At 68.2% G+C, this 12,293-nt stretch carries 15 protein-coding genes; 4 read left to right on the top strand and 11 right to left on the bottom strand.

The features are described 5' to 3' along the window. Positions 1–3: 3 nt before the first annotated feature. Together NL241_RS12105 and crtI are read right to left on the bottom strand one after the other, a co-directional pair. Complete coding sequence (locus tag NL241_RS12105; protein WP_487688531.1) at positions 4–951, bottom strand: phytoene/squalene synthase family protein; 948 nt, start codon at positions 949–951, stop codon at positions 4–6. After that, entirely contained in the window at positions 951–2,450 is a 1,500-nt protein-coding gene (gene crtI, locus NL241_RS12110; protein WP_494397661.1) for a phytoene desaturase family protein, read from the bottom strand. Before crtI ends, NL241_RS12105 begins: the two co-directional genes overlap by 1 nt. A gap of 121 nt (positions 2,451–2,571) precedes the next feature. Here crtI and NL241_RS12115 point away from each other — a divergent pair, with 121 nt between their 5' ends. Then, a complete protein-coding gene (locus tag NL241_RS12115; protein ID WP_487688536.1) occupies positions 2,572–3,129 on the top strand; it encodes a DUF998 domain-containing protein in 558 nt (185 codons plus the stop codon). Between the two features lie 40 nt (positions 3,130–3,169). On the opposite strand, the gene NL241_RS12120 is transcribed toward NL241_RS12115, so the two are convergent. Together NL241_RS12120 and NL241_RS12125 are read right to left on the bottom strand one after the other, a co-directional pair. Then, complete coding sequence (locus tag NL241_RS12120) at positions 3,170–4,267, bottom strand: GGDEF domain-containing protein (protein ID WP_494397662.1); 1,098 nt, start codon at positions 4,265–4,267, stop codon at positions 3,170–3,172. An 85-nt stretch (positions 4,268–4,352) separates the two neighbouring features. Further along, positions 4,353–4,547 (bottom strand): hypothetical protein, encoded by a 195-nt coding sequence (locus NL241_RS12125; RefSeq protein WP_487688542.1) that lies wholly within the window; start codon positions 4,545–4,547, stop codon positions 4,353–4,355. A 152-nt stretch (positions 4,548–4,699) separates the two neighbouring features. Between NL241_RS12125 and NL241_RS12130 the strand changes: the two genes are divergently transcribed. The 3 genes from NL241_RS12130 to NL241_RS12140 are packed head-to-tail and all read left to right on the top strand — an operon-like array spanning position 4,700 to position 6,088. Next, positions 4,700–5,062 (top strand): hypothetical protein, encoded by a 363-nt coding sequence (locus tag NL241_RS12130; RefSeq protein WP_487689366.1) that lies wholly within the window; start codon positions 4,700–4,702, stop codon positions 5,060–5,062. Positions 5,063–5,089: 27 nt separating this feature from the next. Continuing rightward, on the top strand, positions 5,090–5,446 hold the full coding sequence (locus NL241_RS12135; RefSeq protein WP_494397663.1) for a cupin domain-containing protein: 357 nt from the start codon (positions 5,090–5,092) through the stop codon (positions 5,444–5,446). A 42-nt stretch (positions 5,447–5,488) separates the two neighbouring features. Next, complete coding sequence (locus NL241_RS12140) at positions 5,489–6,088, top strand: GNAT family N-acetyltransferase (RefSeq protein ID WP_494397664.1); 600 nt, start codon at positions 5,489–5,491, stop codon at positions 6,086–6,088. Between the two features lie 2 nt (positions 6,089–6,090). Here the strand turns inward: NL241_RS12140 and mbtN are convergent, their stop codons facing one another. The 7 genes from mbtN to NL241_RS12175 form a co-directional block, all read right to left on the bottom strand. Beyond that, a complete protein-coding gene (mbtN, locus tag NL241_RS12145) occupies positions 6,091–7,266 on the bottom strand; it encodes a mycobactin biosynthesis acyl-ACP dehydrogenase MbtN (RefSeq protein WP_487688550.1) in 1,176 nt (391 codons plus the stop codon). After that, entirely contained in the window at positions 7,263–8,849 is a 1,587-nt protein-coding gene (gene mbtM / locus NL241_RS12150; protein WP_494397665.1) for a long-chain-fatty acid--ACP ligase MbtM, read from the bottom strand. The genes mbtN and mbtM overlap by 4 nt, the downstream gene beginning before the upstream one ends. After that, on the bottom strand, positions 8,846–9,175 hold the full coding sequence (locus tag NL241_RS12155) for an acyl carrier protein (RefSeq protein ID WP_494398292.1): 330 nt from the start codon (positions 9,173–9,175) through the stop codon (positions 8,846–8,848). Before NL241_RS12155 ends, mbtM begins: the two co-directional genes overlap by 4 nt. Continuing rightward, on the bottom strand, positions 9,172–10,206 hold the full coding sequence (locus tag NL241_RS12160; RefSeq protein ID WP_494397666.1) for a putative PII-like signaling protein: 1,035 nt from the start codon (positions 10,204–10,206) through the stop codon (positions 9,172–9,174). The genes NL241_RS12155 and NL241_RS12160 overlap by 4 nt, the downstream gene beginning before the upstream one ends. Next, entirely contained in the window at positions 10,203–10,568 is a 366-nt protein-coding gene (gene crcB / locus NL241_RS12165) for a fluoride efflux transporter CrcB (RefSeq protein ID WP_487688557.1), read from the bottom strand. The genes NL241_RS12160 and crcB (NL241_RS12165) overlap by 4 nt, the downstream gene beginning before the upstream one ends. Further along, positions 10,565–10,963: a fluoride efflux transporter CrcB gene (gene crcB, locus NL241_RS12170; RefSeq protein WP_494397667.1), complete on the bottom strand. Its 399-nt coding sequence runs from the start codon at positions 10,961–10,963 to the stop codon at positions 10,565–10,567. Before crcB (NL241_RS12170) ends, crcB (NL241_RS12165) begins: the two co-directional genes overlap by 4 nt. A 76-nt stretch (positions 10,964–11,039) precedes the next feature. Then, positions 11,040–12,221 carry an RtcB family protein gene (locus tag NL241_RS12175; RefSeq protein WP_494397668.1) on the bottom strand — a complete coding sequence of 394 codons (1,182 nt, stop codon included), beginning with the start codon at positions 12,219–12,221 and terminating at the stop codon, positions 11,040–11,042. Positions 12,222–12,293: the final 72 nt, after the last annotated feature.

Genomic DNA, 12,293 nt, shown 5'->3' on the forward strand with positions numbered 1-12,293 from the left:
CGCTCACACCTTTCCGGTGCGCCGCCGGCTCCGCCATGCGTCGAGTAGCCCCACGCCCGCAACCTGCAGACGTCTGCGGTTGCCGACCGTGGCGCGTTGACTGAAGACCGTGAAATCCAGCTGTTCCACCCGGTCCAAGATCTCCGAGTACAGCGTCAGCGCCGCCGTGATGCAGGGACGAGAACGGGCCGCCAACAACGGAATTCCGGCGCGGGCCTTGGCATAGACCGCCCGGGTGGTCGCGAGTTGTTCCACCAGCGCGCGCCGGACCCGCGGGTCCGTGACGCGGTTGTCGTGACACCACTGCAGCAGGTCGCGGTCCACACCGTGGGCGGCGAGTTCGTCGGCGGGCAGGTAAACCCGCCCGCGCTCGAGGTCTTCATCGACGTCGCGGATGAAATTGGTGAGCTGGAACGCTTCGCCGAGGGCGGCGGCGTAGGGCGCGGCCTCCTCGCGCGGGCCGACGGTGCCGAGCACCGGCAGCATCTGCAGACCAATGACCTCGGCGGAGCCGTACATGTAGCGCTTGAGCGCAGGCCGGTCCGGGTAGTCGGTGATCGTCAGGTCCATCCTCATCGAGGTGAGGAAATCGTCGAACAGGTCCCAGCCGATGCGGTACCGGCGCGCGCAGTGCACCACCGCCGACAGAGCGGGGTCGTCGCCGTCTGCCTCGTCATTGACCAGCCGGTTGAACAGTTGAGATCGCAAGCTTTCCAGGCGGTCTTCGCGTTCGGCGACACTCAGCGGTGAGTCCAGATCGTCGAGGATGTCGTCGGCGCGGCGGGCGAAGCCGTACAGCGCGTGCACCGCGGGGCGCTGATCGGGTGCCAGCAGCCGGGTGGCGAGGAAGAAGGTGCGACCATGCTCGGCGTTGAGGGTGCGACACGACCGGTAGGCGTCACGCAGCACCGGGTCTCGGACGCCGGCGGCGTCGAGTTCGGAACCGATCATCAGCGCACCACCACCGTGTGTCTGCGGCGCACGGGGGCGCCGGTGAGGCGTTCTGCAGCCAGCCTGCCAGAGATGACGGCAGTCGGCACGCCAACGCCGGGAACGGTCGATGATCCGGCCAGCACCACGTTGTCGACACCACGCACCCGGTTGGCCGGCCGGAACGGGCCCGTCTGGCTGAAAGTGTGGGCCAGCGCGAACGGCGTCCCCGCTGCCATGCCCTGCCGAGCCCAGTCGGTGGGGTCGACGACGTCGAGGACCTCGGTGTCGTCGGCGAGCTCGGGCAGGCGAGCGGCCACCTTCTCGAGCATCTGCTCGGTGTAGGACGGGCCGATCTTGGCCCAGTCGACGGTGCCGACCTCGGTATTGGGTGCCGGCGCCAGGACGTAGAGCAGGTCGCGACCTTCCGGGGCCAGTGTCGGATCGCCGACGGTGGGGCGGGTCACCAGCAACGACGGGTCGGACATCACGCGTCCGTCTTCGATGATCTCGCGGAAGGTGTTCCGCCATGCGCCACCGAACAGGATGTTGTGATGGGGCAGCGTCGAATCGCTTGCGCGACAACCGATGTGCGCCACCACCGCGGATGGCGCAGGTCGCAGCGGCAGCACCCGCCGCGGTGTGCGCCCAAGCAGCCGGTAGGTGTCCGGCAGCTCCGTGGTCAGCACCACCGCGTCCGCGGGGATCTGGTCGCCGTCGTCGGTGCCCACCGAGGTCACCGTGCCGCCGTGCCGCGCCAGTGTCGTCACCGCGGCGCCGTAGCGGAACTTCACCCCGGCTTCGGTGGCCGCCGCCGCCATGGCGTCGGGAACCGCCCGCATGCCGCCGCGGGGGAAGTACACCCCGGCCACGGTGTCCATGTAGGCGATCACCGCGTAGACGGCCAGCGCGCGCTGGGGAGGCACCCCCGCGTAGAGCGCCTGGAAGGTGAACACCCGCTGCAGGCGCTCGTCGGCGATGAACCGGCGGACCACGCTGTCCCAGCGCCGGAATCCCCCGATGGCGAGCAGGCGAACCAGATCCGTGTTCACCAGGGACAACGGCGATTCGAAGTTGGAGCCGATGAACCCGTCGAACTCGACGCGGTAGAGCCGGGTCAGCCACTCACGCAGCTGCAGATAACCCTGTGCTTCACGGTGACCGGCGAAGCGCTCGATCTCGGCTGTCATGGCACGCGCGTCGCTGTGGACGTCGAGTTCGGTGCCGTCGGCGAACGAGGCTCGGTAGGCGGGCGCCACCCGCATCAAGTCGAGTCTGTCGGCGGTGGACTCGCCCAGCGCGGCGAAGGCGTCGTCGAGGATCTCCGGCATGGTGAGCACTGTCGGGCCCGTGTCGATCCGGTACCCCTTGATGTCGGCGCGGCCCATCCGCCCGCCGGGATGGTCGCCGCGTTCGACGACGGTGACGTCGACGCCGCGGCCGGCCAGGTGCATGGCTGCCGACAAACCGGACAAGCCGGCGCCCACCACCACTACTTTGTCGGGATGGCGGCTGCTCACAGTGAACCGGTCTGGCGGGCGGACTGAGTCACACGGATCCCTTCGATGGTGCAGGCTGTGCGGGGACTGTTCCCATTTTCGTCATGACGAAACCACGGTCCTCATGGGGTACCAGACGTGGGTGACATCCGCACGCGCCGCCGCCGTCAGCTGGCTTGTCGGCGCCACCGTGTACCTGGTGTGTGAGGCGGTGGCGGCCGCCCGTTCGCCGGGCTACAGCTATACCGGGAACTACATCAGCGACCTCGGCACCGCCGCCGTCATGAACATCGGCGCCTTCGCGGTTCACGGGATGCTGTTCCTGCTCGGTGCGGTGTTCGCCGGCCGGGAGGCGTTGCCTTCGCGCGGCTTCGTCGCCGCGGCCGCCGTCAACGCCGTGGGCAACGTGATGATCGCCGTCTTTCCCAGTCACCTCCACACCGCGGTGCCGTGGCATGGGATCGGAGCCGCGCTGGCGATCCTCGGCGGAAATGCCGCCGTCATTCTCGGGGGACGTTCGACCTGTCACCGCGGGTACCGATGGACGAGTGTGGTGTTGGGAGCGGTGGGCATCGCCTGTCTGGCCGCGGTGGGCGGCGGAGTCCAGCCCGTGGGTCTCGTCGAGCGGGCGTCGGTGTACCCGATCATCGCCTGGCAGTTCGTCAGCGCCGTGATGCTGCTGCGCTGCGGCCGAAGGTGAGGGGTTGTCCGGGAAGCGCCGGGGGATGGCCGCCGTGGGCTCAGGCGACATCCGCCTCGGCGATGTCGTCGAGTCTTCGGTGGCGGCTCTGATTTCCCCCCGCGCGCTTGGCTTCGTACATCGCGTCGTCCGCGACCGCGATCAGGTTGTCCAGTGCGTCCGGTCTCGCGTGCGCCGGCACCCCTGCCGCCGCGACGGTGACCGTGCCGATACTCGCCGACAGACGCCACGGTGTGCGCACCACCGCCAACCGCAGCCGTTCGGCCAGCGCCGCCGCGTCGGCGTCGGTGATGAGATCGGCGATCAGAAATTCCTCACCACCGGCGCGGGCCACCACAGCCGAGCGGCGGGTGTTGTCACGCAGCGCACGGCCCACCGAGACCAGAGCGCGGTCGCCCACGGCGTGGCCCTTGGTGTCGTTGAGGACTTTGAACTTGTCCAGATCGACCATCGCGATCATCAGGAACCGGGTGTCGCCGGCAGACGTGTGATCCACCAACTCACCGGCCTGCCGGTAGAACGCGCGGCGATTGAGCAGCCCGGTCAGCGGATCGGTACGTGAGTTGAGCGCGTCGATGCCCAGCACCTGGATCAGGGCCTGGCAGGTGAACGGCACCGAGATGTTGGCGACGAGGACCAGCACCAGCATCGCGACGGCCAGTACCGCATCGGTGCCGGCCAGGCGCGCGGCCAGTACCGCGGCCGTCGCGAACGCCACCAGGAAGTTGACCATCATCACCCGCGCGGTGTGGAAGAAGGCGATGTAACCGCCGATGGCGGCGAACACCGTGCACGACGTGAGCCCGGGCTGCGGGGCCACGATCAGGCACGCCGCCGAGATGCACAACACCGACACGATGACGAACAGCGAGGACCTGCGTTTGCTCGGCCAGGTGCGCGTCACCCACAACGACGCCAGGGCCGCGCAGCACACCGCGATGGCTACCGCGGTCACCCGGCTCACGGCGCCCTGTGGCCCGGCTGGGCTCAGCGTCAGCGTCACCGGCAGCGCGCCCAGGCTCACGACGGTGAGAACCATGACCACCCGCGCGGCAGGAAGCGCGCCGAGGCCGGTCAGGTAGGTGGACAACCATCCGTAGTGGTCGGGCTGATTCCACCACCGGCGGATCAAGGGCACAAAGACGTCCCCGCTTTCTCGAGTCTGTGGCTCCCGGGGTCAGGCTATCAACAGTTTGCGCAAACTGTGTATCCGTTTGCTCAGGTCACAGATCACTGCCATTTCGACCACCGAGGAACTCGAGCAACGTCGGGTCCGAGGAGATCACCCGGTCCATCTCCTCGCCCCCGTCACATCGGTACAGCCCTACGGTCACCCGGTCGCCGCTCCGGTCGAGGACCCGCCACACACCGCCGCAGTCCTGCCAGCGTTGCAATGTCGCCACCGCGTCATCGGTCATGCAAACAGTGTCACCCGCTGCTCAGGACGGGGACGACCTTCCTTTTCGACGGTGACCGAGGGCCCTTGCCGCGGGATGCGGGCCGGTGCTGGACTGGCGCCGTGGACACAGCGTGGGCGGTAGCTGTCGCGGCCGTGTTCGTGTGGGTGGGCATGGTGCTGGCGATCTCGTTCCTGGAAGCACCGCTGAAGTTCCGGGCGCCGGGGGTGACACTGGCGCTGGGGCTGGGCATCGGGCGGTTGGTGTTCCGCGCGCTCAATGGGTGCGAGGTGGTTCTGGCAGTGCTGGTGCTGGCGGCGACGCGGGCGAACTCCGTGCCGGTGCTGGTCGCCGCCGCAGCGCTGGCGGTTCAACTGGTGTTCATCCGGCCCGCGCTCACGCGCAGGTCGGATGTCGTCCTGGCCGGAGGTGAACGCCCCCGCTCCCGCGCCCACCACGGCTACGTCGGTGTCGAGGTGGTGAAGGTGGTAGCCCTGCTCCTAGCGGGCATCCTGTTGCTGGCAGAAGCGACGTAGATCAAGCACCCGAATCAAGGAGGCGCTATGCAGTCGATACCGCTCAACCTCGTCATCGACGAACTGCTGGCCGCTGCGCGCAGTACCGGATCGGGCCGCGCGGCGCGCACGATCCACGGCGGGCAGGAACACTTTCTGAGGCAGACGGTCATCGCGCTGATCCAGGGCCGGGAACTGGGTGAGCACGAGAGTCCCGGTGAAGCCACCCTGCAGGTACTGCAGGGGCGTGTCCGGCTGCGGGTCGGCGACACCAGTTGTGAAGGCGTGGCCGGCGATTTCGTGGTGATCCCGTCGGCGCGGCATGCGCTGTCGGCCGACGAGGATTCCGTGGTGCTGCTGACGGTGCTCGCCGACCGTGACAAAGCGGTTGACGCCCGGGTTTAGGTAACCCTAGCCTCACCAGCTCCGGTAGGCTCTGCGGTCACCATGACTGACGTGCTGCCGATCCTGCCCCGTGAGCTCACGGACATCTCAGACGCGGTTCGTGCGGTACCGCCGCCACCGATTCCGGAACTGCCCGAGCCCTACTCGATCCGGCTCGTCGATCCTGACCGCGACGCCGCCATGATCTCGGAGTGGATGAACCGCCCCCATCTGGCGAAGGCATGGGAGTACGACCGGCCGGTGCACTGGTGGCACGGCTACCTGCGCGCGCAGTTGGCCGGCGAGTACTCACGACCGTTGATCGGCAGCTTCAAAGGCGAGGACCACGGTTACGTCGAGGTCTACCGCGCGGCCAAGGATTCCATCGCCCCGCGCTACGACGCCGACCCCTGGGATCTGGGTCTGCACGCGGCGATCGCGGATCTGAACGTCGTCAACCGTGGATTCGGCCCGATCCTGTTGCCGCGCTTGGCGGCAAGCCTGTTCAAGATCGAGCCGCAGTGCCGGCGCATCATGTTCGACCCCGACCACCGCAACAGCGGCGCACGGCGGCTGTGCGAGTTCGCGAAATGCGATTTCCTGGGTGAGCACCAGATGTCGAACCGGCGCATGGCGCTCTACGCGATGAACCGTCCCGCCTGACGTTACGGGGCTGCGCCGCCGATCATTTCGTGGTAGCCGTCGAAGTCCGGTTTCATGGCCGCGGCCACCAGCTCCCACAACACCTCATCGGTGCCGCCGCCTACGCGCGCCAGCTTCATGTCGCGCCACCACCGGCCCAGCGGGGTCTCGTCGACCAGATACCCCGAGCCGCCGAAGATGTGCATGCACTCCGAGAGCACTTCCTCACCGAGCCGGGCCGCCGTCACCTTCACCGCGGCCGCGGCCCGAAGATCCAACCGCCCTTGTGCCGCAATGCCATTGAGCCCGTGGCGCAACAGGTCCACCCGGGCCTGCAGATCTGCCATCCGCAGCCGCAGGGCCTGGTGCTCGAACAGGGTGGCGCCGAACTGGCGGCGTTGCACCATGCGGGCATGGGTCACACCGAGAACCCGTTGGCACGACGAGGCGACCTGTCCCGCCACGGACATGCGTTCATGCGCCAGCCCCCACGAGATGGCCGCCAGCCCGGTTCCCGCCCGCGCGACCAGATGGTCGGCGGGCACCCAGGTGTCGATATGCACCGCCGCCGTGTCCAGCGGGCCGGCACCCACCTTGCGCCACGGTTCCTGGACCTCCACCTGCGTGGTGGGCACCGCGATCACCAACACGTTGCCGTGCCTGCTCGTCGCGTCGTGATCGACGCTGCGGGCGACCACCATGATGTGGTCGGCGATGGGGGACAGTGAGACGAACTTCTTGACACCGCGGATCTCGTAACCGTCACGCGCCGAACGGACCTCGGTCTCGACGATCTGCAGGTCGGAGCCGCCCGATTCCTCGGAGGCCGCGATGCACAGCACCGCCTCACCGTCGATGGCCTGTTCGCAGATGGACTTGAGGTGGTCGGACCTGCCGAAGCGGCGCAACAGTGCGATCGCCGAGTCGTGCAGGCTGACCCCGACACCGATACCGGCGGAACCGAGATGGCCCAGCTTGAAGGCCAGTTCGTTCAGTTTCGCCACATCGGGATGCTGTTCACCCGCGGGGCCCCACTTGCTGCGGAACACCCCGCTGGTGCCCAGGTGTTCGATCAGTTTGCGCGGGAAGCGCTCGGATGCCTCGGCTTCCGCAGTCCACGTGACGATCTTGTCGTCGAACACCTCATCGAGGAGTGCGCGGAAGGCGTTGATATCGCCGGCGTTGACGGCCACGGTCATACGCGTACTGCCTCCAGGTTCTGCTTGATCTCCAGGCGCCGCAGCTTTCCCGATGACGTCCGCGGCAGGGACCCGGGCGCCAGGAACACCACGTCGGCGGGTACCACGCCGCACTGCGAGGCCACCCGCTGCACGAGATCGCTTCTGGCGCCGGACTCGTCGGGTCCACGGAACTCCGCGACGATGATCAGCCCGGGCCTGGCGGAGTCGCCGTCGGCGGCCACCGCCGCGACCGCGCCTTCGCGGACACCGCGTACCTGTGCGGCGACGCTCTCGACCTCGCTGGGGAAGATGTTGCGGCCCGCCACCGTGATGAGTTCCTTGACCCGGCCGCACACCACCAGGCCGGAATCGGTGAGGTAACCGAGATCCCCAGTGCGGAACCACTCACCTTCAGCAAGGGGTACCTGACCCAGATAGCCGGACATCATCGACGTGCCGCGGATCTCGACCTCACCGATGCCGCGGTCGCCGACTCCGAAACGTTCGGATTGTTCGGTCGGGGTGACCCGCAGTTCCATGCCGGGGATGGGCTCGCCCAAGACCGCATGCCTGCGGACGGAATCAGTTGTGGGATACAAGATCTCGTCGAACAGCAGGCCGGTGCCCGGCCTCGGGGAGGTGACCGCGCAGGTGGACTCGGCCAGTCCGTAGGACGGTGCCGCGGCATGCGGATCGAGTCCGAAGCGGGCCAACTCGGTGAGGAACAGCTGGAATCCCTCGCAGTCGATCGGCTCACCACCGTTGAGGGCGAAGCGCAGTCGGCTCAGGTCGACATCGGGGATGCGGCGGGCGTACTTGCCGAGTACCGAATATGCGAAATTGGGTGCGGCGGTGAGGCTTGCGCGGCTGTCCGAGAGCCAGGTGAGCCAGCGGAACGGCGATGCGGAGAACGCCGAGGTGGGCGCGAGCCACATCTCGCCGCCGGTGAAAAAGCCCGTCAGCAGAAACGTCAGGCCCATGTCGTGATACAGCGGCAGCCAGGTGCAGCCGACGTCGTTGCGGGGGTCGGTCCTGGTGTGCGCGAGCACTCCGCTGACGTTGTTCATCACCGCTTCCGGCGAGAGCATGGCGGTACGCGGAGTGCCGGTGGACCCCGCGGTGCCCTGCAAGACCGCCGGCACCCCGATCGGTGTCGGCTGCGCAGTCAGCGTGGTGGAACGCCGGGGGTGGCCCACGGCGCCGACGTCGTGCACAGTCAGTCCGGAATCGTTGGCGCGCAACAACTCCAGATGGGTGCCGTGGCTGAACACCTGACGCACGCCGATACCGGCGAAGCGCTCGGTCGTCGAATGGGCCCACTGCTGCTCGTCAGCGCCGCGGATCGGGCCGGGCAGGATGGACAAACTCCGACCCGCCAGCCAGGCGCCCTGGATGCCGGAGACGAATTCGACGGTCGGTTCACCGACCAGTCCGACAGCACCATCCGGGCCCTCGAGTATGCGCTCGGCAATGTTCTCGGCGCGGGCATGTACTTCCTGCCACGGGTGACGGATCCAGTCCCCGCTTTGGCGGTCCAGTATCACCAGATCGGCGGTGGACCCCGTCATGGCCCGCGACAGTGCGGTCGCGAGGACACTCACTGGCCGGCCGGCACCTTCGCCAGGATCGCGGCCTCCAGGTCACCCACGGTGTCGCAGGAGAGCAGATCCTCCTCCGAGAGTGCCACGCCGAGCTTGTCCTCGATGGCAACCATCCCGACGGCGAACGCCACCGAATCCAGACCCACGTCGTCGATGAGGCGCGAGTCGCGGGTCACCCGGTTGGTGTCGACGTTCAAATCGTCGCGCAGGATCTCCTCGAGGGCGGCACTGACCGCTTCCGGGGTTGACGTCTCCATGCGGTGGGACGTTACACCGCAAGGTAAAGCAAGGCTACGCTTACCTCCCGCCGAGGGCGCTGAGGTCAGCCGATCTCCAGGCTGCCGCGACTGTGCTCACCATCCAGAGCAAGCACCGCGGGCACCGCCTCGACGGTGACCAGCCCGGAGTCCGCGGTCAGCTCGTCGACAATCGGGTAGACGGCCGCGATGGTGTCCGCCGTGTCGATCAGCACGGTGCTCACCGGCACATGCCGCACCAGCTGCAGGAACCGGTCACCGTGCGGGCGTTGCCCGTCGCGATACCCCCAGACCCCGCGCAACGCCGTCGCGCCACTGGACACCCCGGATTCCTTCAGCCGCCGGATCAGCGCCCGGTGCACCGGTTGCCCGTCGTGCCGAGTGTCTTCGGCAGTGCGCACCGTCAGCTTCTGGTACCCGGCCCCGCCCGGCTCGGCGCACCCGGCCAGGATCCTGCCGTCGTCCTTGCAGATCCGGATCCGTTCCGCGGCGAGGAGAGCGTCGGGCAGCATCGCACGCAGCTCCGTGATCGCCTGGCCGGCCTGCGCGGCGGTGCCCACGCCGGAAACCACCAGTGGCACATCGGCATTCCGGCTGACGAAGCGGGCCCGCCGCCGCTGCCCGGCGACGGTACCGTCGACCCCGAGGAAGACCTCGGCCGCGGCGAAACCGAGCCGGTGCAGGACCGCCGTCACGGCCAGGTGCCCCGGTGTCTGCCGGCGGCCCAGAAAGAGCGACAGCCGCACCGGGTCGCCCGGCACGGTGTCCAGGGACGCGCGTTCCAGCGTGATCAACCCACGGCCGGTCATGGTCGCCACCTCCTCGGCCACCGCGGTGAGGCGATCGGCGGTGTCGACGGCGGTGATGGTGACCGGCGGGTCCTCCGACATGCTCAGCGACCGGTCGCTTCGGACGATGTTGGTGGGACCGAAGCTCGCGATACCGCGCAGCATCACGCTGGTGGCCACCCCGCGTCGCTCGAACAGATCGAGCAGCGCCTCGGCCAGGAACCGGCCGGCAACGCGTTCCCGCTCGGCGAAGTACGCCGTCAGAATCAGCGTCGCCTCGCTCGCTGCGCTGGTGCCGCTCGCTCGACTCACACGAACCCCGCCAGCCATTGACCCAGCAGCGCCGCAGGAATGCCGAGCGCGATACTGACCACGACATTGCTCACCGCAGGCCAGATCTGGCGCTCCTCGGCCAGGCGATGCGTTTCCAGCATCCAGGTGGAGAACGTCGTGTAGGCGCCGACGAACGCGGTACCCGCCAGCAGCGCCGCCTCGTGGCTGAGCACCAGCCCGCCCAGGAACCCCAGCACCAGCGCGCCGCTGATGTTGACCGCGAGTGTGCCGTAGGGGAAAGGGCGCCCGACCCGGCGGGAGACCGCGCGATCGAGCATGAACCGTGCGACGGAGCCGAGGCCGCCGAGCACCATCACGCCAGCCCACACCCACACGCTCATGGCCGAACCCGGGCCCGTCGCACCAGTGCGGTCGCCAGGTACACCGCTGCCAAGCCGGCGACAACGCTGGCCGCCACGTACCCGGCTGCCAGGCCGTACTCCCGGTGCTCGATCATCCGCAGCGTCTCCACCTGCATGGTCGAGAACGTCGTCAACCCGCCGCACAATCCGGTGCCCAGCAGTGGCCTGCGGTAACTGGACAACGGCAGCCGTTCCAGCAGCCGGGTGGTGAAGTAGCCGAGCAGGAACGCGCCGACGATGTTGACCAGGAACGTCGCCCACGGCCACTGGTCCGGATGCGGCGCGGCGACGGTGGCCAGCACCGCGCGGGCCACAGTCCCCAGCGCGCCGCCGACGAACACCGCGGCGAGCTCGCGGTTGTCATGTCCGAACACAGCAGACAGTCTGACTCAGGCAGTCGGGCCCGGTCTCCTTCGCCTGGCTCGTGCCTCGCCAGCCTCGGCCCCGGGCCTAGGTGCCCTTGACGTTGAGGACCTGTCGCAGGACGTGTTCCACCTCCACCAGGTCAACCGCGTCCGCCATCACGACGTCGACGTCCTTGTAGGCGTCGGGAATCTCGTCCACCCACGCCTCGCCGTGTCGGTACTCGATGCCCTTCATCCGGTCGGCGAGATCGGCGGCGGTGAACCGTCGGCGGGCCTCGGTGCGTGAGAACCGCCGTCCTGCGCCGTGGGGAGCCGAACACAGACCCTCGGCGTTGCCCTTTCCCCGCACGATGTAGGACTTCGTCCCCATCGACCCGGGAATCACCGCGCGCACGCCGACGTGCGCGTCGATGGCGCCCTTGCGCGTCAGCCACACGTCGCGGCCGCCGTGGCGTTCCTGCACCGAATAGTTGTGGTGCGCGTTCACCCGCTCGGTTTCGATACCGGACTCGTCGTCGCCCATCCACGCCGCCAGTGCCCAGCGGAACCGGTCCATCATCTCGGCCCGGTTCTCGTAGGCGAACTGCTGCGCCCACCGCAGCTCGCGCAGGTAGTTGTCGAACGCGGTGGTGCCGGCCGTCAGGTAGGCAAGATCCCGGTTCGGCAGCGGCTGGCCCTTGCAGAGTTCCTGGGCGATCCTGATGTGCCGTGAGGCGATCTTGTTGCCCACACCGCGCGACCCCGAGTGCAGGAACATCCACACCCGCTGCTGTTCATCGAGGCACAGCTCGATGAAGTGATTGCCGCCGCCGAGCGAACCGAGCTGCTCACGCCACTTGGGCGAGTGCGACAGGTCGACCTGCCCGTCCCGGGCCGCGGTGGTGAGCGCGTCCAGGCGTGCTCGGGTGAACGGGTACCGATCGGTCTTGGCGTTGTAGTTGCCGGGGGAGAGCGGGATGGCGGATTCGATCTTCACCCGGAGCTCGCTGAGCCGGCGGCCGGCGAGGTCGGCCTCGGAGTAGACCGTCCGCGCGGCGATCATGCCGCAGCCGATGTCGACGCCGACAGCTGCGGGTATCACGGCATCGACGGTGGGGATGACGGTGCCCACTGCGGATCCCTTGCCGCTGTGGGCATCCGGCATCAGGGCGACGTGAGGATGGACAAACGGCATAGCGGCCGTTTGCTTGGCCTGTTCGATCGTGTTGTCGTCGATCTGGGAGGCGAAGCTGAGCAGCTTGTAGCCGTCGATTCGCGTAGCGGACATGACTTCAGTGTGTAGCCGATGTCCAACGGTTTACCCATTGCGCGACCAGTGGCCTGGGTGGGCAGAATTGAG

It is taken from the genome of Mycolicibacterium sp. SMGY-1XX, assembly GCF_059132455.1.